Annotated in this window: 23 protein-coding genes and 1 pseudogene; 10 read left to right on the forward strand and 14 right to left on the reverse strand. The window is 73.9% G+C overall.

The window, feature by feature from the left end:
- Window positions 1–97 (forward strand): annotated as a pseudogene (locus ACIO5E_RS22010) (ABC transporter ATP-binding protein); the annotation flags it as partial.
- Window positions 98–159: 62 nt separating this feature from the next.
- Window positions 160–2,724: an ABC transporter permease gene (locus tag ACIO5E_RS22015; RefSeq protein WP_400670365.1), complete on the forward strand. Its 2,565-nt coding sequence runs from the start codon at window positions 160–162 to the stop codon at window positions 2,722–2,724.
- Between the two features lie 175 nt (window positions 2,725–2,899).
- Here the strand turns inward: ACIO5E_RS22015 and efeU are convergent, their stop codons facing one another.
- The 4 genes from efeU to ACIO5E_RS22035 all read right to left on the reverse strand — a co-directional run bounded on the left by efeU (window position 2,900) and on the right by ACIO5E_RS22035 (window position 7,414).
- Window positions 2,900–3,733: an iron uptake transporter permease EfeU gene (gene efeU / locus ACIO5E_RS22020; protein WP_400670368.1), complete on the reverse strand. Its 834-nt coding sequence runs from the start codon at window positions 3,731–3,733 to the stop codon at window positions 2,900–2,902.
- A 50-nt stretch (window positions 3,734–3,783) separates the two neighbouring features.
- Window positions 3,784–5,124, reverse strand: coding sequence for an iron uptake transporter deferrochelatase/peroxidase subunit (efeB, locus tag ACIO5E_RS22025; RefSeq protein ID WP_400670371.1), 1,341 nt, complete (start codon window positions 5,122–5,124; stop codon window positions 3,784–3,786).
- 123 nt (window positions 5,125–5,247) lie between these two features.
- Window positions 5,248–6,396 (reverse strand): iron uptake system protein EfeO, encoded by a 1,149-nt coding sequence (efeO, locus tag ACIO5E_RS22030; protein WP_400670373.1) that lies wholly within the window; start codon window positions 6,394–6,396, stop codon window positions 5,248–5,250.
- A gap of 193 nt (window positions 6,397–6,589) precedes the next feature.
- Complete coding sequence (locus tag ACIO5E_RS22035; RefSeq protein ID WP_400670375.1) at window positions 6,590–7,414, reverse strand: ABC transporter ATP-binding protein; 825 nt, start codon at window positions 7,412–7,414, stop codon at window positions 6,590–6,592.
- Between the two features lie 417 nt (window positions 7,415–7,831).
- On the opposite strand from ACIO5E_RS22035, the gene ACIO5E_RS22040 reads away from it, so the two are divergent.
- Window positions 7,832–9,424: a M4 family metallopeptidase gene (locus tag ACIO5E_RS22040; RefSeq protein ID WP_400670377.1), complete on the forward strand. Its 1,593-nt coding sequence runs from the start codon at window positions 7,832–7,834 to the stop codon at window positions 9,422–9,424.
- 7 nt (window positions 9,425–9,431) lie between these two features.
- Here ACIO5E_RS22040 and ACIO5E_RS22045 read toward each other — a convergent pair whose 3' ends face one another.
- The 5 genes from ACIO5E_RS22045 to ACIO5E_RS22065 all read right to left on the reverse strand — a co-directional run bounded on the left by ACIO5E_RS22045 (window position 9,432) and on the right by ACIO5E_RS22065 (window position 13,820).
- Window positions 9,432–10,454, reverse strand: coding sequence for a hypothetical protein (locus tag ACIO5E_RS22045; RefSeq protein ID WP_400670380.1), 1,023 nt, complete (start codon window positions 10,452–10,454; stop codon window positions 9,432–9,434).
- Between the two features lie 52 nt (window positions 10,455–10,506).
- Window positions 10,507–11,475, reverse strand: a complete 969-nt coding sequence (locus ACIO5E_RS22050; protein ID WP_400670383.1) for a D-2-hydroxyacid dehydrogenase family protein — start codon at window positions 11,473–11,475, stop codon at window positions 10,507–10,509.
- Window positions 11,476–11,527: 52 nt separating this feature from the next.
- Window positions 11,528–12,247 (reverse strand): rhomboid family intramembrane serine protease, encoded by a 720-nt coding sequence (locus ACIO5E_RS22055; RefSeq protein WP_400670385.1) that lies wholly within the window; start codon window positions 12,245–12,247, stop codon window positions 11,528–11,530.
- 157 nt (window positions 12,248–12,404) lie between these two features.
- The gene (locus ACIO5E_RS22060; RefSeq protein ID WP_400670388.1) at window positions 12,405–12,734 is read right to left on the reverse strand and encodes a hypothetical protein; all 330 of its coding nucleotides are present in this window, start codon (window positions 12,732–12,734) and stop codon (window positions 12,405–12,407) included.
- A 63-nt stretch (window positions 12,735–12,797) separates the two neighbouring features.
- Window positions 12,798–13,820, reverse strand: coding sequence for a DUF5937 family protein (locus tag ACIO5E_RS22065; protein ID WP_400670390.1), 1,023 nt, complete (start codon window positions 13,818–13,820; stop codon window positions 12,798–12,800).
- 48 nt (window positions 13,821–13,868) lie between these two features.
- On the opposite strand from ACIO5E_RS22065, the gene ACIO5E_RS22070 reads away from it, so the two are divergent.
- The 4 genes from ACIO5E_RS22070 (at window position 13,869) to ACIO5E_RS22085 (ending at window position 17,470) form a co-directional block, all read left to right on the forward strand.
- The gene (locus ACIO5E_RS22070; RefSeq protein WP_400670393.1) at window positions 13,869–14,804 is read left to right on the forward strand and encodes an aldo/keto reductase; all 936 of its coding nucleotides are present in this window, start codon (window positions 13,869–13,871) and stop codon (window positions 14,802–14,804) included.
- Between the two features lie 142 nt (window positions 14,805–14,946).
- Window positions 14,947–15,600 (forward strand): histidine phosphatase family protein, encoded by a 654-nt coding sequence (locus ACIO5E_RS22075; protein WP_400670394.1) that lies wholly within the window; start codon window positions 14,947–14,949, stop codon window positions 15,598–15,600.
- Window positions 15,601–15,660: 60 nt separating this feature from the next.
- Window positions 15,661–16,257 carry a TetR/AcrR family transcriptional regulator gene (locus ACIO5E_RS22080; protein WP_400670396.1) on the forward strand — a complete coding sequence of 199 codons (597 nt, stop codon included), beginning with the start codon at window positions 15,661–15,663 and terminating at the stop codon, window positions 16,255–16,257.
- 136 nt (window positions 16,258–16,393) lie between these two features.
- On the forward strand, window positions 16,394–17,470 hold the full coding sequence (locus ACIO5E_RS22085; RefSeq protein WP_400670399.1) for an SDR family oxidoreductase: 1,077 nt from the start codon (window positions 16,394–16,396) through the stop codon (window positions 17,468–17,470).
- 117 nt (window positions 17,471–17,587) lie between these two features.
- Here ACIO5E_RS22085 and ACIO5E_RS22090 read toward each other — a convergent pair whose 3' ends face one another.
- On the reverse strand, window positions 17,588–18,427 hold the full coding sequence (locus ACIO5E_RS22090; RefSeq protein ID WP_400670401.1) for an alpha/beta fold hydrolase: 840 nt from the start codon (window positions 18,425–18,427) through the stop codon (window positions 17,588–17,590).
- Window positions 18,428–18,484: 57 nt separating this feature from the next.
- Here ACIO5E_RS22090 and ACIO5E_RS22095 point away from each other — a divergent pair, with 57 nt between their 5' ends.
- Window positions 18,485–18,958, forward strand: coding sequence for a MarR family winged helix-turn-helix transcriptional regulator (locus ACIO5E_RS22095; protein ID WP_400670403.1), 474 nt, complete (start codon window positions 18,485–18,487; stop codon window positions 18,956–18,958).
- Window positions 18,959–19,016: 58 nt separating this feature from the next.
- Entirely contained in the window at window positions 19,017–19,694 is a 678-nt protein-coding gene (locus ACIO5E_RS22100; protein ID WP_400670405.1) for a phosphotransferase family protein, read from the forward strand.
- Window positions 19,695–19,809: 115 nt separating this feature from the next.
- On the opposite strand, the gene ACIO5E_RS22105 is transcribed toward ACIO5E_RS22100, so the two are convergent.
- From ACIO5E_RS22105 to ACIO5E_RS22115, 3 genes are all read right to left on the reverse strand, one after another.
- Window positions 19,810–20,418, reverse strand: a complete 609-nt coding sequence (locus tag ACIO5E_RS22105; protein WP_400670408.1) for a class I SAM-dependent methyltransferase — start codon at window positions 20,416–20,418, stop codon at window positions 19,810–19,812.
- An 80-nt stretch (window positions 20,419–20,498) separates the two neighbouring features.
- Window positions 20,499–21,002, reverse strand: a complete 504-nt coding sequence (locus ACIO5E_RS22110) for a hypothetical protein (protein WP_400670409.1) — start codon at window positions 21,000–21,002, stop codon at window positions 20,499–20,501.
- 24 nt (window positions 21,003–21,026) lie between these two features.
- Window positions 21,027–21,257 carry a hypothetical protein gene (locus ACIO5E_RS22115; RefSeq protein ID WP_280683386.1) on the reverse strand — a complete coding sequence of 77 codons (231 nt, stop codon included), beginning with the start codon at window positions 21,255–21,257 and terminating at the stop codon, window positions 21,027–21,029.
- Between the two features lie 273 nt (window positions 21,258–21,530).
- Between ACIO5E_RS22115 and ACIO5E_RS22120 the strand changes: the two genes are divergently transcribed.
- On the forward strand, window positions 21,531–22,025 hold the full coding sequence (locus ACIO5E_RS22120) for a hypothetical protein (RefSeq protein WP_400670412.1): 495 nt from the start codon (window positions 21,531–21,533) through the stop codon (window positions 22,023–22,025).
- 85 nt (window positions 22,026–22,110) lie between these two features.
- On the opposite strand, the gene ACIO5E_RS22125 is transcribed toward ACIO5E_RS22120, so the two are convergent.
- Window positions 22,111–24,336: an acyltransferase family protein gene (locus ACIO5E_RS22125; RefSeq protein ID WP_400670414.1), complete on the reverse strand. Its 2,226-nt coding sequence runs from the start codon at window positions 24,334–24,336 to the stop codon at window positions 22,111–22,113.
- Window positions 24,337–24,408: the final 72 nt, after the last annotated feature.

Below are 24,408 nucleotides of genomic sequence, written 5' to 3' on the forward strand. Positions count from 1 at the left end.
CGCCGACGGCCGCATCGTCGACGAACTCCACCACCCCACCGCCGACACCGTCCTGGACCGCATGCGCCGCTTCGACGCCAAGGGCCGCACCAGCTAGAGCCACGACCAGCCAGGGCCCGCCAGCCCAGCCGCCGCCCCTACGCCACCCCAGGACACCCCATGTATCGCACCGCACTGCGCAACGTGCTGGCCCACAAGGGCCGCCTGCTGATGACGGCACTCGCCGTCATGCTCGGCACCGCCTTCGTCGCCGGGACCATGGTCTACACCGACACCTTCGGCAACGCGCTCAGGTCCCAGAACTCCAAGAGCTACACCGACATCGCCGTCACGGTCAGCGACCGCAACGCCGTCAGCCGGGGCTACGACCACGGCGGCAGGACCGCCGCCGGCCCGGCCCTGACCGAGGAGACCCGCAAGACGGTCGCGGCGCTGCCCGGCGCCGCCGAGGCACGCGGCGTGGTCAGCGGCTTCGCCGGCATCGCCGACAAGAAGGGCGCGCTGATCGGCGACGGCTTCTCCACCACCGGCACCAACTACGTGCCGGGCTCCGACGGCACCGACGCGCGCTACCCGCTGGTCGAGGGGCGCGGCCCGCGCGCCTCGGGCGAGGTGGCGCTGGACGCCAAGACCGCCGAGAAGGGCGGCTTCCGGGTCGGCGACACCGTCCGGGTGGCCGTCAACGGCCCGGTGATGGAGCTCAAGCTCACCGGTACCCTGCACACCAACGACCCGCGCGTGATCTCCGGCGGTTCGCTCGCGGCCTTCGACACCGCCACCGCCCAGCAGCTCTACCTGAGCCCGGGCCGCTTCGCCGAGCTGGACGTCAAGGGCAAGCCGGGCGCCGACGACACCGCCCTGCTCGCCGCCGTCCGGCAGGCCCTCCCGCAGGGCGGTGACATCGAGGCCAGGACCGGCCGCGAGCTCGCCGCCGAGCAGGACAGGATGATCGCCGAGGGCACCAAGGTCATGAGCACGGTGCTGCTGGGCTTCGCCGCGATCGCGCTGTTCGTCGGGATCTTCATCATCGCCAACACCTTCACCATGCTGGTCGCCCAGCGCACCAAGGAACTCGCCCTGCTGCGCGCCGTCGGCGCCAGCCGCAAGCAGATCACCCGCTCGGTGCTGATCGAGGCACTGCTGCTCGGCCTGACCGCCTCGGTGGCCGGTCTGCTCGCCGGCATCGGCATCGCGGCCGGGCTGCAGTCGCTGTTGAACGGCCCGATGGACGCCAACCTGCCGGACGGCCCGCTGGTGATCAGCCCCTCCACGATCATCGCCTCGCTCCTGGTCGGCGTGCTGGTGACGGTGCTGGCCGCCTGGCTGCCCGCCCGCAAGGCCTCCCGGATCGCCCCGGTGGCCGCGATGAGCTCCACCGAGCAGCCCGCCACCCAGAAGAGCCTGCTGGTCCGCAACACGATCGGCCTGCTGTTCGGCCTGGCCGGCGCGGGCGCGCTGGCGGCGGGTGCGGGCGGCAAGGAGGCCAAGCTGGTCGGCCTCGGCGCGGGCGCGCTGATGATCGGCGTGTTCGTGCTCACCCCGCTGCTGTCCCGGCCGCTGATCGCCGTGTTCGCCCCGCTGCTCCGCCGGCTGTACGGCACGCCCGGCAAGCTGGCCCAGGAGAACGCAATCCGCAACCCGCGCCGGACGGCGGCCACCGCCTCGGCGCTGACCATCGGCGTCACCCTGATCACCGCGCTGACCGTGGTCGGCGCCTCGGTGAACAAGGCCGTCGACGAGGCGACCACGAGCGACCTCAAGGCCGACTACACGGTCGCCATGCAGAACTTCTCGATGCTCTCCCCCGAGGTCGCCGGCCAGCTCGCCAAGGCGCCCGGCGTCAGCGCGACGAGCGTGATGCGCAGCGTACCGGTGGCGACCGGCCCGGACGGCTCCGACCACGAGTGGCTGACGGCGGTCGACGCCGCGGCCATCGACCAGCTGGCCACCATCAAGGTCAAGGACGGTTCCGCGGACGCCCTCAGGCAGGGCCGGCTGATGGTGAGTTCGGGCACCGCCGAGCGCAACGGCTACCAGGTCGGCGACACCCTCGCCGTCACCTACCCGGACGACACCAAGGGCTCGCTCACCATCGGCGCCGTGCTGGAGGCCAACACCGCGCTGGCGGGCATCGTCGCCCCGGACGCCGTGGTCGGCCCGCACGCGCTGCCCGGCTCCGGCCTGCAGAAGGTCCTGGTGAAGGGCGCCAACGGCGCGGACGAGAAGCTGAAGCAGGCGCTGCGCGACGCGACCGGCGGCAACCCGCTGATCGCGGTCAAGGGCGAGAAGGACATCAAGGCGGAGACCCGCCGGATGGTCACCGACGTCCTGAACGTCATGTACGGGCTGCTCGGCATGTCCGTGGTGGTCGCGGTGCTCGGTGTGGTCAACACCATGGCGATGTCGGTGTTCGAGCGGCGCCGGGAGATCGGCATGCTGCGGGCGATCGGCCTGGACCGGGTCGGCATCCGCCGGATGGTCCGGCTGGAGTCGCTGCTGATCGCGCTGTTCGGCGGCGTGGTCGGGGTCGGGCTCGGGGTCCTGGTGGCCTGGGCGGGCAACCACGCGATCGCGGACTCGTTCAAGAACATGACCACCGTGGTGCCGCCGCTGCAGATCGTCGGCTTCCTGGTCGCGGCCGCGGTGATCGGCCTGCTGGCCGCCCTCTGGCCGGCCCACCGGGCCGCCCGGATGGACATCCTGGGCGCGATCAAGAGCGAGTAGTCCCACCCGGAATACGCCTGGGGCCCCGGACGATCGGCGATCGTCCGGGGCCCCGCGCGTGTCCGGTCCCGCTGCGGGACGGACCGTCGGTGGTGCGTGCAAGGATGCGTCCGCATACGACACCGCCCCGTCCGGCGGGTGCCGGGCGGGGCGGTGCGGAGGCCGAACGGGCCGGTCAGGCGGCCGGCTTGGGCGCGAGGGGCTTCACCTTGCGGCCGAGCAGGCCGAAGAAGACGGCGAGGGTCGGCAGCAGGTAGAGCAGCCAGACCACCAGCTGCAGCACGGTCGGGTCCGGCTGGAAGTTGAACACTCCCTTGAGCAGGGTGCCGTACCAGCTGTCCTTGGGGATGGTGCTGCTGATGTCGAAGGCCACGCTGTGCAGCCCGGGCAGCCAGCCGGCCTCCTGCAGGTCGTGCACGCCGTAGGCGAGCACGCCGGCCGCGACGACCACCAGCATCGCGCCGGTCCAGGTGAAGAACTTGGCCAGGTTGATCTTCAGCGCGCCGCGGTAGAACAGCCAGCCGAGCACCACCGAGGTGAGCAGGCCGAGCGCGGCGCCGATCAGCGGGTTGTAGCCGTCGTTGGTGGCCTGCACCGCCGACCAGATGAACAGCGCGGTCTCCAGGCCCTCGCGGCCGACCGCCAGGAAGGCGGTGACCACCAGGGCCGTGGTGCCCATGGCGATGGCCGCGTCCAGCTTGCCGTGCAGCTCGGTCTTCAGGTGCCGGGCGGTGCGGCGCATCCAGAACACCATCCAGGTGACCAGCCCGACCGAGATGATCGACAGCGAGCCGCCCAGCGCCTCCTGGGCCTCGAAGGTGAGCTGCGAGGAGCCGAACTGGAGCACGGCGCCGAAGACCATGCTGAGCACGACGGCCGAGGCGACGCCGATCCAGACCGGCGGCAGCTTGTCCGTGCGGCCGGTCTTGACCAGGTAGGCGATCAGGATGCAGACGACCAGGCTGGCTTCGAGGCCTTCGCGCAGGCCGATCAGGTAGTTGCCGAACACGCGGGCTCCTGGGGGGTCGAGGTGGTACGGGGGGAAATGCGGTCGGGGCGTCAGCCGAACAGGGCCTGGCCCCACCACTCCCCCGGCTTGCGGACGCCCGCCGGACAGGCGAAGTGGGCGGAGCCGACGTGCTGGATGTACTCGTTGAGCTTGTCGCTGGCCGCGAGCCGCTGCTGGAGCGGCACGAAGGCCTTGCGGGTGTCCCGCTGGTAGGCGAGGAAGAACAGGCCGGCGTCCAGGCGGCCGAGACCGTCGGTGCCGTCGGTGAAGGAGAAGCCGCGGCGCAGGATCATCAGGCCGTTGTTGGCGTCCGGGTGGGCCAGGGCGACGTGCGAGTCGGCGGGCATCGCCTTGAGGTCCGGCGCGTCGTGCTCCTTGGCCTTGCCGTACGGGGCGCCCTCGCCCTTGGTGCGGCCGAAGGTGTCCTCCTGGTCCTTGAGCGAGGCGCGGTCCCAGGTCTCGACGTGCATCCGGATCCGCCGGGCGACCAGGTAGGAGCCGCCGGTCATCCACTCGGGGCCGTCGCCGGGGGCGGCCCAGACGTGCTCGGCCAGCCCGGCGGCGTCGGTGCCCGCGATGTTGTGGGTGCCGTCCTTGAAACCCATCAGGTTGCGCGGGGTCTGGGCGTCCGGGGTGGTGGAGGAGGTCTTGCCGAAGCCGAGCTGGGACCAGCGGATGTTGACGGTGCCCATGCCGATCCGGGCCAGGTTGCGGATCGCGTGCACGGCGACCTGCGGGTCGTCGGCGCAGGCCTGGACGCAGATGTCGCCGCCGCTGCGCAGCGGGTCGAGCTTGTCGCCCTTGAAGTTCGGCAGGTCGATCAGGGCCTCGGGGCGCTTGGCCCGGAGGCCGAAGCGGTCGACGGGCTGACCGTCCGGGCCGGCCTTCTCGAACAGGGTGGGGCCGAAGCCGATGGTGAGCGTGAGCCGGGAGGCGGGCAGGCCGAGGGCCTCGCCGGTGTCGTCCGGCGGCGCCTCGGGCAGGCCGTTGGCGGCGCCGGTGCCGACCTCGCGGCCGCCGGTCATCGCGGCGGCGGCCTTGGTCCACTCCTTGAGCATCTTGACCAGCGACTCGCGGGTGGCGTTCTCGGAGACGTCGAAGGCGGCGAAGTGCAGGCGGTCCTGGACCGGGGTGGCTATGCCGGACTGGTTCTCGCCGTAGAAGGGCACGTCCGCGCCGGTCTGGGCGGCCGGTACCGGGTCGGCGTCGTCCTGCCGGGTGGCCGCGGCGACCGAGCCGACGACGGCGGCGCCGAGCGCGACGCCCGCGCCGGCCCAGCCGATCACGGCCCGTCGGCTGACGGCGCCCCCGGACGCACTCGGCGTCCCGGGCTGCTGCGCGGTGTCGACGGCCTGGGCGTTCTCGACGGCCTGGGCGTTCTCGGCGTCCATCGGCGGCGGATCCTTCTCTGTGCTGACTCGCCGATGCCGTGGCGGCCGCTTCGGGCCGCCACGGCGTCGGTGGGGTGGGGATGGTGCTCGGGGTGGAACCAGGGCCTGTCCGGCCCTGGGGCGCTACTTGACGACGACGGCGGCGGCCAGCTTCGACAGCGGCTCGCCCAGCGAGTTGACGGCGTCGGAGAAGGTCTTGCGCTCGGCCTCGGTGACCTTGTCGTAGGAGGTGAAGGTGCCGTCGGCCTGCTTGTACTTGGCGAGCAGGGCCTGGATGGCGGTGAACTCGGAGTCCAGCGTCCTGGCCAGCTCCGGGTCCTTCTCGGCGGCGACCGGCTTCAGCAGCTCGTAGGCCTTCTGCGCACCCTCGACGTTGGCCTGGAAGTCGGCCAGGTCGGTGTGGCTGTAGCGGTCCTCCTCGCCGGTGATCTTGTTGGTGGCGACCTCGTCCAGCAGTTCCTTGGCGCCGTTGGCCATGCTGGTCGCGGTGATCTCGGCCTCGGGGATCTTCTTCTGCCAGTCCTTGAGGTCGTTGACCAGCTGGTCGGCGAGCTTCTTCTCGTCGTCACCGATCTTGGCGTCGGCCCAGAGCGACTTCTCCAGCTTGTGCCAGCCGGTCCACTGCTGGCCGGCCTCCAGCTTGTCCTCGCGGGTGTCGGTCTTGGGGTCGACGTCGCCGAAGCTCTCGGCGACCGGCTCGGTGCGCTCCCAGCCGGTGCGCGACGGCGCGTACAGCGACTTGGCCTTCTCCACGTCGCCGGCCTTGATCGCGGCGGCGAAGGCCTCGACGGCCGGGATGGTGGCGTCGGCCTGCTGCTGGGCGTACGTGCGGTACGCGTCGACGGCGGCGGCCAGGCGCGGGTCGGCGGCGGCGGAGCTGCCGCCCTCGCCGGTCACGGTGATCTTCTGGCGGATGCCGTCGCCGACCATGCCGGGCTTGCAGGCGATCTCGTACGAACCGGCCTTGATCTCGGCGTTGATGGTGGCCTTGGTGCCGGGTCCGATGTTCTCGCGCTCGGTGACGATCTTGTCGCCGGCGGCGTAGACGTAGACCTCGGTGGTCTTCGAGCCCTTGTTGCCGATGTCCAGGACGACGTGGCCGGCCGGGAAGCTGGTCTTGGAGACCTCGCAGGCGGTGTCGGTGGCGTTGATCTTGACCGCGTCCGAGCCGCCCGCCTTGTCGTCCTTCTTCTCCGCGCAGCCGGCCAGGGTGGCGGTCGCCACGGCGAGGGTGAGCAGCGCGGCTGCGGTGGAACGGCGGCGGGCGGACATGCGGGCTCCAACGGAAAAGGGCATGGGAGTGCCAGGGCAGGACTGAGCGCCGGTGGGGAGACGAACGACGACCCCGCCTTAGCTAAGGCATACCTTACGTAAAAAGTCTTTTACGTCTACACCCGCCCCCCAACCGGAAGCGAACCGCCCGGCCGCAGCGGCCCCTGGAGACCGCCGGCCCGATCGGGGCCCGTCAGCGCCCGGGCGCCCGACGGGCGGCCGCGCGGGCCGTCCACCGGCCCTCGTGGCGGCTGATCCGGATCGGGTGGCCGAAGGTCACGCTGATCAGCTCGGTGGTCATCACCTCGGCCACCGGCCCGGCCGCCACGCACCCGCCGTCCCGCAGCAGCAGGGCGTGGGTGGTGCTCTCCGGCAGCTCCTCCAGGTGATGGGTGACCAGCACGCTGGCCAGCTCCGGATGCTGGTGGCGCAGCAGGTCCAGGCTGTCCAGCAGCAGCTCGCGGGCCGTCAGGTCCAGCCCGGTCGCGGGCTCGTCGAGCAGCAGCAGCCGGGGGCTCGGCATCAGCGCGCGGGCGATCAGGGCCCGGCCGCGCTCGCCCTGCGACAGGGTGGTCCACGGGGACTCGGCGATCGCGGTCATGCCGAGCGTCTCGATCAGCTGCTCCGCCCGATCCAGCACCTCGGGGCCGGGCTTGCGGTGCAGCTCCGGCTCGATGGTGTTGGTGTGCCCCGTCAGCACCACCTCGCGCACCGTCAGCGGCGAGCGCAGCGGGTGCCGGGGGTTGACGTGCCCGAGGTGGGCGCGCAGCTCGCGGATGTCCACCCGGCCGAGCCGGCGGCCGAGCACGTCCACCTCGCCCCGGGTGGGGTGGGAGACCGCGCCCAGCAGGGCGAGCAGGGTGGACTTGCCCGCCCCGTTGGGTCCGAGCAGCGCCCAGTGCTCGCCCGGCTCGATGGCGAGGGTGATCCCGCGCAGCAGGTGGCGGCCGTCGCGCACGACGTCGACGCCCTGGGTGCGCAGCAGCGGGCCGTCGAAGGACGGGACGGACGAGCTCATGGGGGCGGACCTCCGGAATGGGGCGCCGGACAGGGTGCAGGGCGTGGCGCCGTACCGGACGGGCCGGCGCCGACCGTCCGCGTGCAGAGTACAACCACCGCTCCGCACCGGGCCGGGCCGTCCGAGGAGTGGACTGCCCAGCACCCTGCTGTGCGGCGGGAGTTGAGGGGACGATCGGAGGCGTCAGCGGGGTCGGGGGGAGAACCGATGCCGACGGACGGGGAAGCGAGCGGGGAAACCGGCGGAGAGGCGGGCCGGAAGCGTCGGAGCATGACGGGTTGCCAGTTTCTGATCATTTTTGATTTGAACAGGACACAACTTGGCAAAGATATGACCTTTCCTCTAGCTCCACCTGACTGATCGCCATCAATCTCAGTCCCAGCTCTTTTCCCTGCAGCTACCCCGACTGGAGTCAGAGTGAGCCCCACCTCCTCCTCCCGCCGCCCCCTCGCGGTCGGAGCCATCGCGGTCGTCGCCGCGCTCGTCAGCGTCGTCGTCCCCACCGGTACGGCCTCCGCCGCCACCGGCACGCGCGAGGCCGCGATAGCCCAGGCCCGCGCCAACGTCACCCGCAACGCCGGGGTGTTCGGCTTCGGCGCCGGCCAGGACCTCGTGGTCAAGGACGTCGTCCTCGACGCCGACGGCACCCAGCACGTCCGCTTCGACCGCACCTACCAGGGCCTCCCGGTGGTCGGCGGCGACCTGGTCGTCCACCAGGACGCCCGCGGCCGGCTCAAGGACTCCTCCCGCGCGGCCGCCCACGACGCCGCCGTCGCGTCCACCGTCCCGAAGGTGCCCGCGCAGGCCGGCGCCGCCAACGCGATCGCGGCCGCGCCGGGCGTCCAGGACGCCACCAGCACGCCCGAGCTGGTCGTCTGGGCCGCCGACGGCACGCCCCGGCTCGCCTGGCGGACGACCGTCGAGGGAAGCGGCGAGCACGGCCAGCCGGCCGGCAAGGTGGTCGTCACGGACGCCACCACCGGCGAGCAGATCGAGACCTACGACGCCGAGCACCAGGCCGCCGGCACCGGCCACTCCGAGTACACCGGCGACATCACGATCGACACCACCGCCCAGAACGGCGGCTACACCCTCAAGGACCCGGTCCGCGGCCACGTCACCAAGGACGCCAACAACGTCGCGGCGAGCGCGCTCAAGGCGACCTCCGGCACCCCGTTCACCAGCGCCACCAACGTCTGGGGCGACGGGAAGAAGTTCTCCACCGACCGCTCCACCGCCGCCGTCGACGCCCACGCCAACACCGCCTGGACGTTCGACTACTACAAGAACACCTTCGGCCGGAACGGCATCAAGAACGACGGCAAGGGCGCCACCGTCTTCGTCCACGTCGGCACCAACTGGGACAACGCCCAGTGGTCGGACAGCTGCTTCTGCATGATGACCGGCGACGGCGACGGCAACACCGACCCGGAGCAGGTCGACCTCGACACCATGGGCCACGAGATGACCCACGGCGTCACCAGCGCCACCGCCAACCTGCGCTACAGCGGCGAGTCCGGCGGCCTCAACGAGTCCACCAGCGACATCTTCGGCACCATGGTCGAGTGGTACGCCAACAACCCGGTCGACACCGGCGACTACCTCTTCAGCGACCAGTCCACCCCGCCGTGGCTGCGCCGCTTCGACAAGCCCTCCCTGGACGGCCGGTCGGCGGACTGCTGGAGCAGCTCGGTCGGCAAGCTCGACGTGCACAACTCCTCGGGCGTCGGCAACCACTGGTTCTACCTGGCCAGCGAGGGCAGCGGCAGCAAGACCATCAACGGCTACACCTACAACAGCCCCACCTGCAACAACTCCACGGTGACCGGCATCGGCAACCAGAAGATCGCCAAGATCTGGTACCGCGCGCTGACCGTCTACATGACCTCCACCACGAACTACAAGGGCGCCCGCACCGCCTCCCTCAGTGCCGCCAAGGACCTCTACGGCCTCAACAGCACCGAGTACAAGGCCGTCGCGGCGGCCTGGAGCGGCGTCAACGTCAACTGACGCACCGTCAGGCGGTGAACCCGATGTGGACGTGGTCGTGGTGGGTGTCGTCGGTGAAGAACTGATTGCCGACGCCCGGGATCGCCACCGGCCCGCCCACGTTGTACGAACCGGCGGCGGCCGCGTCCCGCATGAAGGACTCGACCAACGGCCGGGGCGTCGCCGGGTCCACCACCGCCCGGCCGTCGATCCGCCAGACGTCGAAGGCCCGGCCCCGCGGATGGTCGCTGGGCCGGGTCGTGCCGAAGACGTCCAACGGATGGCCGGTCCGCACCACGCTCACCGAGAGCGTGTACGGGCCGGCCAGCCGGAGCATCGCCTGCAACACGCTGTCGTGCACGCTGCCGCTGCGCAGGTCGGCGGCCGCCTCGGGCGGCAGCTCGATCCTCGGCTGGGCCAGCACCTGCGCCACCCACGGGGAGGGCGTGGCGGCGGCCGGCCCCGGGTCTCCCGGGTTCAGGCCGGTGACGGTCCAGCGCGGCTCGGCCCGGCTCAGCCGGACGTCCACCGTCGTGCCGCCCTCCGCGATCGAGCCGTCGGACCCGCGGGTCCACTGCCGGCAGACCACCAGCACGCTCGCCGAGTCCGCGAGGATCCCGCCGTACTGGGCGTCGATCACCTCCAGGCTCGCCTCGGACACCGCCGGGGCCAGCGGCCCGGCCCGGTCCGCCAGCGCGGGCGGCAGGCCGAGCGCCGCCACCCTGGCCCGGGCCGCCTCCGCGCCCTGCCCGCCGGGCGGCCAGGCGCCGAGCGCGGCGACCAGCTCGACGGCGCGGCGCTTGACGTCGGGCTGCACCTCGGACGGGCCGGGCCGCCAGAGCGGGGGCTGCGGCAAGGGGGATGCCGTCGGCGTCGGCGGTGGCGTCTCCCCGGACGTCCCCGTCGGGGTCTGCCGGGTGCCCGAACTCGCCGACGCCACCGGCTTCCCGGCGCCGCCCGCACAACCCGCCGCACCCAGCAGCAGCGCGGCCGCACCCGCCCTCAGCACACCGCGCCGACCCGTACCCCGTCCACCGTCTGCGCTCGTCACGCGGCCAGTATGCGGCCGGGGCACGCACGGCGGGCGGACGCCGCCACGGGTGTCAGCCCAGCCGGCGGATCGGCTCGCCGGCCAGGAAGGCCGCGATGTCCTCCACCGCCTCGCCGTAGTAGCGGCGGTAGTTGTCCCGCGACACGTACCCCAGGTGCGGAGTGGCCAGCAGCCGGGGCGCGGTGCGCAGCGGGTGGTCGGCGGGCAGCGGCTCGACGTCGAAGACGTCCACGGCGGCGCCCGCGATCCGGCCTGCGGTGAGCGCGGCCAGCAGCGCGTCCTGGTCGACGATCGCCGCCCGGGAGGTGTTCACCAGGTAGGCCTCGGGCTTCATCAGGGCGAGTTCGGCCGGGCCGAGCAGTCCCCGGGTGCGCTCGCCCAGCGCGAGGTGGATCGAGACGAAGTCGCTGCCGCTCAGCAGTTCCTCCTTGGTGGCCGCCCGACGCACGCCGACCTCGGCGGCCCGCTCGTCCGTGAGGTTCCGGCTCCAGGCCACCACGTCCATGCCGAAGGCCAGTCCGACCCGGGCGACCAGGCTGCCGATCTTCCCCAGTCCCAGCAGCCCGAGCACCCGGCCGTGCAGATCGGCGCCGACGGTGCTCTGCCAGGGGCCGCCCTCGCGCACCGCCGTGCTCTCCGGCACGATGCCGCGGGCCAGGCCGAGCAGCAGCGCCCAGGTCAGCTCGACCGGCGGGGTGGCGGAGCTGGCCGTCCCGCAGACGGTCACGCCGTGCGCCTCGGCGGCCGCGTAGTCGATCACCGAGTTCCGCATGCCGGAGGCGACCAGCAGCCGGAGCCTCGGCAGCCGGGCGAACAACGAGGCCGGGAACGGCACCCGCTCGCGCAGGGTCACCACGATGTCGAAGTCGACCAGCGCGGCGGCGAGTTCGTCCTCCGAGTCGAGGTGGTCGCGGAAGGCCGTCACCGCCACCCGGTCGGCGACCGGGGACCAGTCGACGATGCTGGTGGCGACGCCCTGGAAGTCGTCGAGGACGGCGCAGCGAAGTGTCCGAAGTGTCATACCCGCACTCTCGCAGACCCCCCTCGACGCCCGGCAGCCGGGAGACGAACGGTCAGGGCGTGACGGGCCGCGGGCGGCCGGTCCTCGTCCCGAAGGTCCCCGGGGCAAGCGCCAGGCCGAGCAGGCAGCCCGCCAACAGGCCGGCGCCGTGGTTGTTCTCCATCGCGCACAGCAGCAGAGCGGCCGCCGGGACGAGCAGCACGAACCAGTTGGCCCTGAACGCGGGGCCTCGGAGGTCCCCGCGCAGCAGGCAGGTGACGGCCAGGGCGCCGAGCAGACCGCAGACCGCCACGGAGTCGCCGCCGCCGCGCGGCGACCAGCCGGCCAGGCTCACCACATGCGCGAGGACGCCGCTGACGAGGAAGACCGCCAGGGTCCGCCACCACCCGAGGACCGACTCGGCGACGGCACCGACCACGAGCAGGGCCGGCAGGTTCATCGCGATCTGCACGAGGCCCGAGGACTGCACCAGCAGCGCGGTACCGGCCCGCCACCACTGCCCGTCGGACAGCGCACCCGGCTGCCGCATCAGATCGTCGACCACGGCGGGCACCGCGTACTGCAGGACGGCCATCACCGCCATCACGGCGAACAGCGTGACCGTGGCCCAGGGCCGCCGTGCCAGGGCGGCGCGGACGACGGCCAGCACCTCCCCCGGCCGGCCGGCGGCTGCGGAGCCGCCGGCCGGTCCGACGGCCAGCACCAGCAACCGCAGCCCCGAGCCGACCACTGCGGCCGCGCTCGCGTACAACCCGATCTCATGCGGCGACATCGCCGATCCCCCGTTCGCACATGCCCGGGGCTCCCCGCCCCGTTGACCTGGCTCATCATCCCGATCCGGCCGGATCCCGCGCCAGTGCGGACGATCATGAACCGGGCGTGACAGTCGTCACTGCCGCGGAATGACAGCGGGAATCGTCAGACCAGCCCTACGGGCGCTCCGGGGCGCGCAGGCCGTAGCCGTCCTCGGTCCGTCGGATCCACGACGGCTCGCCGAGCTTGAAAGTCAGGACGGCCATCGGCACCCGCAACTCGCGCGGGTCCGGCCAGCAGCCCCAGACCCGCTCGATGATGTCCAGCGGGTCGTGCACCCCCTCGCCCAGCTCGATCAGGGCGCGCAGCACCCGGGCGTCCTGGCGGGTGAGTTGGACCTCGCGGCCGTCCACGGTGGCGATCCGGGTGCCCGGGTCGAGCAGGAGACGACCGTCGAGCGCGGTGAGCGAGCCCCGCGGCTCCTCGACGATGCCCTCCCGGTCCATGCCGGGCAGCCTACCGAGCGGCGCCCGACTGCAGCCAGGCCGCGTGGGCACCCCCGTGGGCGGTCAGGCCCGCATCAGCGGCGCCAGCAGGGCCTCCGCCGAGGCCGTCCGGGCGTAGAGCACCGAGCGCCCGGCACGGTGGGCGCTGACCAGCCGGGCGTCCCGCAGCGCCGTCAGGTACTGGGAGACCGCCGAGGGCGACAGCCCGGTGCGGTGGGCGAGTTCGGTGGTGGAGGCCGGGGCGGCGAGCTCGGTCAGCAGCAGGGTCCGGGAGCGGCCGAGGACCGTGGCGAGCGCGGCCGTGCCGGTGGCCGGGGCGGCGCCGGTGGCCCAGAGGGTGCCGATCCCCCGGGCGGGGTAGGCGAGTTGCGGCGGGTCCGGCGGGGCGAGCCGGCTGAACAGCGCCGGGCCGGTGAAGGCGGACGGGATGAGCAGCAGGCCCGCCCCCGCCGCCCGGCGCGACAGCGGGCGCGACCGGCGGCGCAGCCGCAGGGTGTCCTCCGTCCAGCACAGTTCGGCGTGCAGGTCGTTCAGGGCCCGGGCCGCGCCGTGCTCGGCGACCTGACGGGCCCGGTGCAGCACGTCCGCGTCCAGGACGGCGCGGATCCGCGCCCAGTACGGCGCGAGCGCGAGATCCCAGTACGCCTCGATCGCCTCGGTAAGCCGGGCCAGGCCGGCCGCCGGGTCGGCGTACAGGGCGCGCAGCCGGGGGCCGAGCCGGCCCTGGCCGTCCCGCATCCGGTCGAGGTCGCGGCGCACCCGCTCGGCCGGGGTGGCCCGGATCGCGGCCAGTTCGCCCGCCAGGGTGGGCGCGGACCCGGCCGGGGCGGGGTTGACGAAGTCGGGCACGTAGCCGGCGGGTGGGACGAGTTCGGCCAGCCAGCCGTGGGCCGGCCCGGCGGCGGCCAGCCGGGGCCGGACCTGTTCCACCCAGGGCTGGTGGACGGCGTGCGCGAGCCCCGAATGCAACAGGCGCAGGCTCGGGCCCACCTCCCACATCGGCGAGACCGCGAAGCGCATCCGCGCCAGGTCGCCCGCCGTGAACAGCAGCTCCGCCGCCAACTCCGCCCCCGTGGATTCACACATGTCCGAATCGTTGGCGGTCAGGGTAGTGCAGTGGCGATCATGACGGGCATGACCTCCCACACCACCGCCCCGTCCGAACACGCCTCCTCCCCCGTCACCGCCGCCGCCTCCGGCAGTTGGACGCTCGGTGACCGCGCCGTCCACCGGATCGGCTTCGGCGCGATGCGCCTGCCGCAGACCGGCCGGGCGCTCGTCCCGCACGCCGTGCCGCGCGACCGCGAGCAGGCCGTCCGCGTCCTGCGGCGCGCCGTCGAGCTGGGCGTCAACCACATCGACACCGCCGCCTTCTACTTCTCCCCGCTGCGCTCCGCCAACGAGCTGATCAACCGGGCACTCGCGCCGTACGCCGACGACCTGGTGATCGCCACCAAGGTCGGCCCCGGCCGGGGGCTCGACGGTGCGTGGGTGGAGCACGCCCGCACCCCGGAGCAGCTGCGCGGCCAGGTCGAGGAGAACCTGCGCCAACTCGGCCGCGATCACCTCGACCTGGTGAACCTGCGGATCGTCGGCACCGACTCGATCGCCGAACGCTTCGGCGCCCTGGCCGAGTTGCGCCAGGCCGGGCTGATCCGCGAGCTCGGCGTCTCCAACATCCACCCGCACCAGCTCGCCGAGGCGCAGGCCATCGCCCCCGTCCGCTGCGTGCAGAACCCGTACGGCATCGGCGCCTCGCCGGAGCAGGACGCCCTCCTGCGGCTCTGCGGCGAACAGGGCATCGCCTTCGTCCCGTTCTACGCGATCGCCGGGGCCGGACGGGAGTCCGGCACGGGCGAGACCGAGCCCGCCCAGGTCCGGGCGGTGGCGCAGGCGCGCGGGGTCAGCCCGGCCCAGGTCCGGCTGGCCTGGACCCTGCACCGGGGCCCGCACGTCCTGGCCATCCCCGGCACCGGCGACCTGGCGCACCTGGAGGACAACATCGCCGCCGGGGCGCTGCACCTCGCACCGGAGGAGCTGGCGCAGCTGGACGAGGCCCACGCGGGCTGATCCGGAACCGGGCCGGGCCGCGACGGCGTCGCTCCGGGACGAGCCCGTGATCGCCACCCAGAGCACGGGGGCCCGTGGGCCCGTGGGCCCGTGGGCCCGTGGGCCCGTGGGCACGAAGACCCGAACGAAGGAGTCCCGGAGCATGGCCGAGTCCGCCACCCGCTACCTCTACCTGACCCGCCACGGCGAGGCCGCCCCCGACGGCAGCGGGCTCACGGCCGACGGGCGCCGGCAGGCCGTCCTGCTCGGACGGCGGCTGGCGGACCGCCCGATCTCGGCGGTGCACCACGGGCCGCTGCCCCGGGCCGCGCAGAGCGCGCGGCTGATCGCCGAGCAACTGACCGCCGGGCGGGCGGCCAGTGGGCAGCCGGACCACGTGAGCCCGACGGTCTGCGAGGAGGCCGGCGACTACCTCCCGTACGTCCCGGAGCGGCACGAACTGCCCGCCGACAGCGCCGACTACCTGCTGGACTTCCTCGCGCAGCCCACGGCGGAGGAACGCACCCGCGGCGCGGAGCTGGCGCGTCGGGCCGTCCGGCGGTTCACCGGGCCGGTGCCGGGCGGCGAGGACCGGCACGAACTGGTCGTCACGCACGCCTTCCTGATCGGCTGGCTGGTCCGGCACGCGCTGGACGCCCCGTCCTGGCGCTGGCTCGGCCTGAACTCCGGCAACGCGGCACTGACCGTCATCCGCTACGCGCCCGGTCGGCCGTCGGCCGTCATGCTCCACAACGACATGCGCCACCTGCCCGACGAACTGCGCTGGACCGGCTTCCCGCCCGAGCTGAGGTGCTGAGACCGACGCCGACGCTACGTCCCGTCGACAGGAATATGCAGACCGGTCTATTGTTTCCGCATGGGAGTCAAGGGTGAGGAGACCCGGGCCCGGCTGATCGCCGGCACCCGGACGCTGATCGAGGCGCAGGGCTACTTCGGGACCGGCCTCAACCAGATCGTGGCCGAGGCCGGCGCACCGCGCGGCTCGCTCTACTTCCACTTCCCCGAGGGCAAGGACCAGCTGGTCGCCGCCGCCCTCACCCAGGCCGGCCAGGAGGTCGGGGACCTGCTCGCCTCGCTGGCCGCCGAGGGCGCCGACAGCGGAGCGCTCACCGAGCGGCTCACCGAGGTGTTCGCCGAGCGGCTGGCGCGGTCCGACTACACCAAGGGTTGCCCGATCGCGACCGTCGCCCTGGAGGTGGCCGGCACCAACGAGCCGCTGCGCGCCGTCTGCGCGGAGGTGTACGAGAGCTGGCAGCGCGTGCTGGCCGACCGGCTGGAGACCGAGGGCTTCCGGCCGGCCGAGGCCGCGACGGCCGCCGGACAGGCGCTCGCCCTGATGGAGGGCGCGGTCCTGCTCGCGTCGGTCCGGCGCAGCCGCGAGCCGCTGGACCACGCCCAGCACGCCGTCCGCCACCTGCTGGGCACGAAGCCGGCCGCCGCCCGCACCGCGTAGGCCGTCGCACCGCGCGGGTCCTGACGAGGTGGAGCCGCCGCCGTCCGGTGCGCGGCTCGGCCCTCTCCCCTCACTCCCAGGGGCGTCCTTGCGCCCAAAAAATATGCAGACCGGTCTACAGATTAAGGAGCGCCGCATGCCGGCCCTCGCGCCACCGCCCAGCACCCTCGTCCTCGGCGCCACCGGCTTCCTCGGCCGCTGGCTCGTCCTCGAACTCCTCACCCGCGGCGAGCCCGTGGCCGCCGCCGTCCGCGGCACCGGTCGAGACACCGGCCGCGACACCGACCTCCGCCACTGGCTGCGCGCCCACGGGGCCGACGACACCGCGCTCACCACCGTCGCCGCCGACCTCACCCGCCCCGGCCTCGGCTTCTCCCCCGAGGACGACGCCCGGCTCGCCGAGGTCCGCGACGTCCACAACCTCGCGGCCCGCTACCGGTTCGGCCTCACCCCCGCCCAGGCCGAACCCGCCAACGTCCACGGCGCCCTGCACGCCCTGCGGTGGTCCGCCACCCGGCCCCGGCTGCGCCGCCTGGTGCACCTCTCCGGCTACCGCGTCGGCCGCGACCCGCGGCCGCAGTACCCGTTCGACCCCCGCGCCACCACAGCCCTCTACGCACGCCTCGGCGCGTACGAGGCGTCCAAGCAGCTCGGCGACGCCGCCGTCCGCGTCACCGCACCCCGCCTCGGGGTCCCGCTCACCACCGTCAACCCCAGCAGCGTGATCGGCCACTCGCGGACCGGCGAGGCCGGCCAGTACCTCGGCCTGGCCCAGCTCGTCCGCCAACTCCACCGCGGCCGCCTCCCCCTGCTGCCGGGCACCCGCCGCGCCTTCCTGCCCGTCGTCACCGTCGACCACCTGACCCGGTTCCTCGCCGCCGTCCCCGAGCACGACCGGGCGCCCGTCCAGGCTCACACCGTTCTGGACCCGTCCACCCCGGTCCTCGCCGACCTGATCGCCCTGCTCGCCGCCCACCTCGGCGTTCGCCCGCCCCGCGGCCTGATCCCCGTCGGCCTGGTCCGCCGGCTCCCCCGCGCCCTCACCGGCGCCGACCCGGAGACCCTCACGTTCCTCTCCGAGGACCGTTACGACACCGCCTCCGCCGACCGCCTCGCCACCGCCGCCGGCCTCACCCACCCGCCCCTCATCCCGGCCCTCCGGCACTGGGCCGCCCGGCTGGTCACCGAGGACTTCGGCGCCCCACCCCGGTGAGCCCCCGCACAGGAAGTCGAGCAGGCCGACTTCCCGTGCGCCGCCCCCGGGAGCGGTGGCCGATGGCCGGGGACCACCGGCCACCGCCCACCGGGCCCGCTCCGAACTGACGCCAGGTCAGTCCGCCCGGGCGGCCGACACGGTCCGGAGGAAGTCCCCGAGGATCCCGTTGAAGACCTCCGGCCGTTCCATGTTGGGGTAGTGCCCGGTGCCCTCGACCGTCGTCGCCCGGCCGTCGGCGACGATGCCCACCAGCCGTTCGGCCGCGCCGATGTGGTCCTCCGAGTCGAGGCCGCCATTGATGGCCAGCACCGGGACCGTGATCTTCGCCGCCCGCTCCCAGGTGTCGGTGACGGGCACCTGGTGATCGGGTTCGTCGGGGGTGTGCTTGGCGATGGTCCGCCGGGTCATCTCCCGCAGCCTGCGCACGACGTCCGGGTCGATCTCGTCGAGGGTGCGGCTCGGGCCGGTCGAGAGCCGGGTGAACGCCGCGATCCAGCCGTCGATGTCGCCCGCGGCCAGCGTACGCATCTCCTCGTCCCGGATCTCGCCGATCCACGGGTCCTGGAACACCGGCTCGCTGGTGCCGACCCCGCTGGTGACCAACGCCCTGACCAGGTCCGGGTGTTCGAGCGCGGTGTCGACGGCGATGGCACCGCCCATCGACAGCCCGACGACGAGCGCGGGGCCGGTGTCGAGGTGGCGCAGCAGAGCGGCAAGGTCGTCGGTGTGCCGGAACGGCCCGGTCGCGTTGGAGGACCCGCCGTGGCCCCGGGCGTCCGGCGCGATCACCCGGTAGTCCCGCGTGAGGACGGCGATCTGGTCGTCCCACATGCGGTGGTCCACGAAGCCACCGTGCAGCAGGACCAGCGGCTGTCCGGACCCGGCGTCACGGTAGACCAGGTGGCTGCGACCATCGTCGAATTCGAAGGAGAAGGCGTCAGAGGTGTCAGTCATGACAACCAAGTTGCCATCCTCTTCGGGAATTGGCAACCAGGGTGTCATGATGGGCGAGTGACCGATACTGACGCACCGCTCCCGCCCGACGTCCTCGCCCGCCGGCTGATGGAGGTGTTCGACCTGGTCGGCCCGCTCTACCGGCGCGTGCTCCGCAAGGTGGAGCTGGCGGCGCCCGTCGAGGGGCTGTCCGTCGGTGTGCGCGCCGTGCTGCTCCTGCTCGTGGAGCACGGGCCGATGACCGTCCCGCAGATGGGCCGCGCCCAGGCGCTGAGCCGGCAGTTCGTACAGCGCATGGTCAACGACGCGGCGGCCCTGGAGCTGGTCGAGATCACCCCGAACCCCGCCCACCAGAGGTCCTCGCTGATCCGGCTGACCGACCACGGCCGGGCCGTCGTCACCGCGGCGACCGATCGCGAGCACGATCTGCTCCGCCAGGTCGGCGGCGACCTGACCGACGCCGACCTGACCGCCTGCGTGCACGTCCTCACGCAGATGCTCGAACTCTTCGACCACGTCGACGTGAACTGACCCAAGCGCGCCGGGTATTCGCTGGCTCCACCCGCCCCGGCTCAACGATGATCAGCGCATGCATCCCATGCGGCACGGCTACACCAACCACACCACGGGCGACGGCAGTGTCGTGGTGAAGCGCTACCACGGCCCGGGCCGGGAGGCCCGGCTGGCGCGCGAGCGGCAACTGCTGGCGCACCTTCAGGGCGTGCTGCCGGTGCCGCCGGTGCTCGCCGCGCAGGGGGATGAACTCACCCTCGGGCACCTACCCGGGGTAGCCGCCCAGGACTTGCTGGACGCCGGGCACGGGCCCCAGGTGCTCGCCACCTGCGGACGGGTCCTGCGCCGACTGCAGGAGCTCGACCCGGGCGTGCTCGCCAACGGACCGGCCACGGCCGGTGCGGTGCTGGTGCACGGCGACTTCGGCCCCAACAACCTCCTGCTCGACCCGGTCACCTTCGAGATCACGGCCGTCCTGGACTGGGAGTTCGCCCACCTCGGCGACCCGGTGGAGGACCTCGCCTGGTGCGAGTGGATCGTACGCATGCACCACCCCGACCACCTGGACGCCCTCGACCACCTGTTCCGCGCCTACGACCGACCGGTCCCGCCCTGGCCGGAGCGCCGCCGCTCCATGCTCGCCACATGCGCTTGGCTGGAGGATTTCTGCCGCCGCCGGGATCCGAGCGGCCCGGGCGTGCGGCAGTGGGAGGAGCGGGCCCGGACCACCGCGGGGTGGTCGGACGACCGGTAGTCGACGCGCTGCGCCCCGCTTGTCGGCGCGGGCCGCCACGGGAGTGGCGCAGGACCGTGATCACCGGCCGGTCCACCGCCGACAACCACTCGATCTGCTCGACCTGCTCCGCCGATCAGCACGGAGCGCGCTCGAGGACCAGGCCCGTCCAGTGGACGTCGGCGCGGCCGTGGAGGTCGGCGCGCGCGGTGCGGTGGAGCAGGTGCAGGCCCCGGGCGGCGGCGAGCGCGACGGTCTCCTCGGGCCGGATGTCGAACATCCGGCGGCCCGGCGGGACGGGGCCGTGGCGCAGTGTCAGGGCGAGGCGGCCGCCCGGGGCGAGCAGCCAGCCGATGGCGTCCATCGCCAACGGCTGCTCGGCGGGGGCGAGATGCATCCAGACCGCCGTCACCAGGACGAGGTCGAAGCGTTCGGCCCCGGCGCTCAGCTGCGGCAGCCCCGGCAGTGCGTCGGCGACCCACCGGACGCCGGAGCCGGCGTGCAACCGCTCGCCGACGGCACGGAGTTCGGCGGTCGGCTCGGCGGCCACGACCGGGTGGCCGAGGGCGGCGAGCGCGGCCGCGTCCCGCCCGGTGCCGGCGCCCACGTCGAGGACGGCGGCGGGCGGCCCGGGGTAGCAGTGCAGCAGGTCCCCGTGGACCTCGGCGAACGTCACGCTCTCGTACTGGGCGGCGAGCTCCTCCGCCGCCTCGCTGTAACCGGCCGTGCTCGAAAGCCCGTTCAACCCTTCCGCCCCTTCCACCCCGCGCAACCCTTCCACGCCTCGCAGACCTTCCACCCCTCGCAGCCCCTCCGCCCCCGCGTTCACTCCGCCTCCCGGACGACCACCGCGTCACCGGCCGCGGCCGCGTCGCCGAAGAAGTCGCGCAGCTCCCGCAGGTCGGCGACCACCCGCGCCGCCCAGGACTCGGACCACGGCGTCGAGTACCCGAGGTGCGCGACCGTACGGGCCAGCACGGTGTCCTGCTGGCGGACGAGTTCACCGAGCGCCGAGTCGCGCAGGAAGGTGAAGGCGGCCGCGACCTGCTCGGGGCGCAGCACCAGCGGGTCGGTCTGCGCGGCGTCGGGCTCGCGGCGCTCGCCGCCGTACACGGGCAGCCGCGCGGCCGGGTCGGGGTGCAGGCCGTTCTCGGTGAGCGCGAGTTCCATCAGCCGGGCGGTGCTCCGCACGCCGAGCAGGAGGCCTGCGGCGGCCAGCTGGTCGTACCGGACGTCCTGCCGGTCGGGCACGAGCTCGCCGAGTTCCTTCGGCGAGCAGGTGTCGACGGCCGGACCGGGCAGGCGGCGCCAGAAATGATCCACACTCACCCGGACAGCGTAACGAACGGCGACTCACGCCTCACCGGGGTGCCAGGCGGGCCACTCCCAGGGGCGGTCGGCCCAATGGACGCGGATCGGATCGCGCGGGTCGAGGTCGGGAAAGAGCTGGTGGATCCGGGGCTCGAACTCCTCGGGGGCGAGCGGCTCCCAGCCGTGGCCCTCGAAGTGGACCAGGCGGTAGCGGCTGTCGGTCCGGAAGTCGGCCACCTCGACCAGGGGCTTGGACGTGCTGTTGGTCTCCATGCCCCCAAGCATGTGGCGCGGTGGCAATCGGCGCCCGTCCAGAACCCTCTTCCGGGTCATGTCCCGGAGTCGGCGCGCTCGTTGAGCACAGGTAAAGGTACGGCGGGGGATTCGGCGGGGGTTCGGCGCTGGAAGGACGGGAACATGACTGGGCAGCCCACCGGAGGACAATGGCAGTGGCCGCAGGACGCGTGGCAGCCACCCCCGGTACCAGCCGGTCACCCGCCGGCCCCTGTTCCGGCGCCGGCGCCGGTCCGACGGCGGTCCCGGAAGGTGTGGGCCGCCGCAGCCGTCGGGACGGTCGCCGTAGTCGCCGCGGTCCTGGCGACGTGCGGGCCGGGGTCGGGCGACGAGCTGGACGTGGTGACGCTGCCGCACACCTCGCCCTCCGCCTCCGACTCGCCCTCCGACCCGGCGGGACGGCCCGCGTTCTCCCCGCCGGCCACCACTCCCGCGCCGTCCCCGCTGCCGCCACCCACCCCGGAGGGCGCCGGACCGGCCCCGGCCGCACCGGCCACCGCGCCGGGCGAGGACGAGTCGGCCGACGCGCAGCACGCGGCGCCCCCGCGCGCGAAGCCCGGCCACACCCCGCACCCCACCCCGTCGACCCGGGGCACCCCCGCCCCGGCCACGCCCGGCGCCGCCCCAGCTGCCCAGGCGCCCGGCGCGAGCCTCGGCCCGGGCGGCATCTGCGACCAGGCCGAACGCATCGGCCGCTGGCCCGCGGGCTCGGAGCAGGCCCGCCTCTGCCGCAGCATCTACGGCTGAGACGGCCGCCCCGACCGCCGCTCCGCCACCCCGGACCGACGAGGCGGCGGAGCGGCGGGACGGCGGCCGAGACAGCGGGCCGGCCCTACCCGGCCGCCTCCAGGAGCCCCTTGTCCAGGCGCCGCGCCAGCACCCGGGCCAGGGTGTCGGTGATGTGGCCGGTGTCGCGGTACAGCACCACGCCCTCCAGCACCGCCGGGCAGTCCGGACCGCTGCCCGGGCACAGCAGCGGGCCGAGATCGAGGGTGCGGACGCCGTAGCGCGCGGCGAGGCCGCCGTCGAGCATCGGGTCCGGTTCGAAGGCGGTGTCGCGCGGGAAGAAGCAGGCGTCCGAGCGACCGTCGGAGGCGGCGAGGCAGGTCGGGATGTCCTTGCCGGGCATCGGGGTGTCGCCGAGGTAGGCGAGCGGGGACCCGAGCGCGGCGAGGCGGTCGAGGGTGCGGGTCCAGCCCTGGACGCGTTCCTCCTGGCTGCCGTAGCGGTTGAGCCCGGCCATCAGGACGAGGCGCGGCCTGGGCCCGGAGGTGAGCCGGGTCAGCGAGTTCTCGCGCCAGCGGTCGCACTCCTCGAAGGTGCGACCGAGGACGTTGTTGCGCACGGTCAGGGTGGCGAGCGGGCAGCCGGGCTTGACCAGGACCTCCAGGGCCCAGTGCCGTTGCTCGGCCATCGCGAGTGCGGCCGATATCCACTGGCCGGCGTGCGAGTCGCCGATCAGCACGATCCGGTCGGGGCTGTCCTCGGCGCCGAACAGGCAGCGCGGACTGCTGTCGGCGTTGAGCGCGATCTCGCAGCCCTTGCCGGGCGGGAAGTCCTCCCGGGCGCGGGCCAGCGAGGGGGTCAGACCGAGCACCCGGGCACCGGGGGCGAGCAGCGCGGGGCCGGACGGGGCACCGGCCGGAGCGGCGACGGGTGCGTCGGCGGTGCCACCGAGGGCCCGGACGGTGCCGCCGCCGAGGGTGAGAGCCGCGATCAGCGGAATGACGAGGGCGCTGGCGCCGACCGCGAGGCCCCGGCGCGGCGCCGGGCTGCTGCCGTACCGCAGCGGCTGCTCGACGAGCCGCATGGTGAGCCAGGCGGGCAGCGCGCTGGCGGCGGCGAGCGCGGCCAGGGTGGTCCAGGGCAGGGCGCCGTACCGGGCCTGGGCGATGGTCAGCACCGGCCAGTGCCAGAGGTACCAGGCGTACGAGAGGCGCCCGGCGGCGCGCAGCGGACGGGTGGCGAGGAGGCGTCCGACGTCGGTGGCGCCGAGCGCGCGGTGGGCGGGCCCGGCGAGCAGGACGGCGGCGGTGCCGAGGACGGGCAGCAGCGCGGCGGTGCCGGGAAAGGGGGTGTCGCGGTCGTAGGACAGGACCGATCCGAGGACGGCCGCGGCGCCGCCCCAGCCGAGCGCCCGCAGCGTCCAGGCCGTCCCGCGCCCCCGCTCGCGGGCGCCCGGTGCGCGGCCGGCCAGATCGCGGCCGGCCAGATCGCGGCCGGCCAGGGCGCCGCCCAGCAGCGCCGCGCACGCGCCGGCCGCGAACTCCCAGAGCCGGCTGGCGGTGGAGAAGTAGGCGAGCGGCGCCGAGGTCGCCGTCCACCGGACGCACAGCAGGAGCGAGACCGCGCCGACGGCCGTGGTGGCGACCGTGATCGCGATGGTGCGGCGGCGGCCGTGCAGGTAGCGGGCGAGGCCGAGCAGCAGGACGCCCCAGAGCAGGTAGAACTGGTTCTCCACGCCGAGCGACCAGAAGTGCTGGAGCGGGCTCGGGTCGCGTCCGGCGGCCAGGTAGTCGGTCTGCTGGCCGACGAAGCGCCAGTTCGCGAACTGCCCGGCGGCGGCGATCAGGTCGCGGGCGAGGTCGGTGCCGCGCAGCGGGTCGAGCAGCGCGCCGCCGGCGGCCGCGGTGGCGACCAGGACGGTGGCGGCGGCGGGCAGGATGCGGCGGGCCCGGCGGGCGGCGAAGTCCCACAGGCCGATCGGGCGGCCGAGCAGCAGGCCGGTGATGAGGAATCCGGAGATGACGAAGAAGACGTCGACGCCGACGTAGCCGCCGGCGAGGCCGGGAACGGCGGCGTGGTAGGCGAGGACGGCGAGGACGGCGACGCCGCGCAGTCCTTCGATGTCGGGACGGAAGGCGGAGCGACGGCCGGCCTGCGACGGCGCGACGGCGTCCGCGGCGGGGCGCCGCTCGGGCGCGGCCTGCCGGTCCACCCGGACGACACCGGGCAGCAGTTCGGACGGAGCGGAGCGGTCGGCGGAGGCGACAGAAGAGGCGGCGGATGAGGCGGCGGATGAGGACGGCGACGACGATGGTGGTACGGCCGTTGACACGGCGGTGCTCCTTGCAGGGGCTGGCAGCGGTGGTCGGGGCCGCCGGGCCGATGGGGCGGCCGGGCGGCGGAG

The sequence above is a fragment of the Kitasatospora sp. NPDC087314 genome (genome assembly GCF_044744365.1).
In the GTDB taxonomy this organism is placed as follows: domain Bacteria; phylum Actinomycetota; class Actinomycetes; order Streptomycetales; family Streptomycetaceae; genus Kitasatospora.

Bases quoted from the DNA above. Each gene is read 5' to 3' on its own strand.
- ACIO5E_RS22050 (WP_400670383.1), bottom strand. From the start codon at position 11,475: ATGACACTTCGGACACTTCGCTGCGCCGTCCTCGACGACTTCCAGGGC.
- ACIO5E_RS22055 (WP_400670385.1), bottom strand. From the start codon at position 12,247: ATGTCGCCGCATGAGATCGGGTTGTACGCGAGCGCGGCCGCAGTGGTC.
- ACIO5E_RS22090 (WP_400670401.1), bottom strand. From the start codon at position 18,427: ATGACTGACACCTCTGACGCCTTCTCCTTCGAATTCGACGATGGTCGC.
- ACIO5E_RS22035 (WP_400670375.1), bottom strand. From the start codon at position 7,414: ATGAGCTCGTCCGTCCCGTCCTTCGACGGCCCGCTGCTGCGCACCCAG.
- ACIO5E_RS22080 (WP_400670396.1), top strand. From the start codon at position 15,661: ATGGGAGTCAAGGGTGAGGAGACCCGGGCCCGGCTGATCGCCGGCACC.
- ACIO5E_RS22115 (WP_280683386.1), bottom strand. From the start codon at position 21,257: ATGGAGACCAACAGCACGTCCAAGCCCCTGGTCGAGGTGGCCGACTTC.
- efeB (WP_400670371.1), bottom strand. From the start codon at position 5,124: ATGGACGCCGAGAACGCCCAGGCCGTCGAGAACGCCCAGGCCGTCGAC.
- ACIO5E_RS22070 (WP_400670393.1), top strand. From the start codon at position 13,869: ATGACCTCCCACACCACCGCCCCGTCCGAACACGCCTCCTCCCCCGTC.
- ACIO5E_RS22065 (WP_400670390.1), bottom strand. From the start codon at position 13,820: ATGTGTGAATCCACGGGGGCGGAGTTGGCGGCGGAGCTGCTGTTCACG.
- ACIO5E_RS22100 (WP_400670405.1), top strand. From the start codon at position 19,017: ATGCATCCCATGCGGCACGGCTACACCAACCACACCACGGGCGACGGC.
- ACIO5E_RS22085 (WP_400670399.1), top strand. From the start codon at position 16,394: ATGCCGGCCCTCGCGCCACCGCCCAGCACCCTCGTCCTCGGCGCCACC.
- ACIO5E_RS22015 (WP_400670365.1), top strand. From the start codon at position 160: ATGTATCGCACCGCACTGCGCAACGTGCTGGCCCACAAGGGCCGCCTG.
- ACIO5E_RS22075 (WP_400670394.1), top strand. From the start codon at position 14,947: ATGGCCGAGTCCGCCACCCGCTACCTCTACCTGACCCGCCACGGCGAG.
- ACIO5E_RS22060 (WP_400670388.1), bottom strand. From the start codon at position 12,734: ATGGACCGGGAGGGCATCGTCGAGGAGCCGCGGGGCTCGCTCACCGCG.
- efeO (WP_400670373.1), bottom strand. From the start codon at position 6,396: ATGTCCGCCCGCCGCCGTTCCACCGCAGCCGCGCTGCTCACCCTCGCC.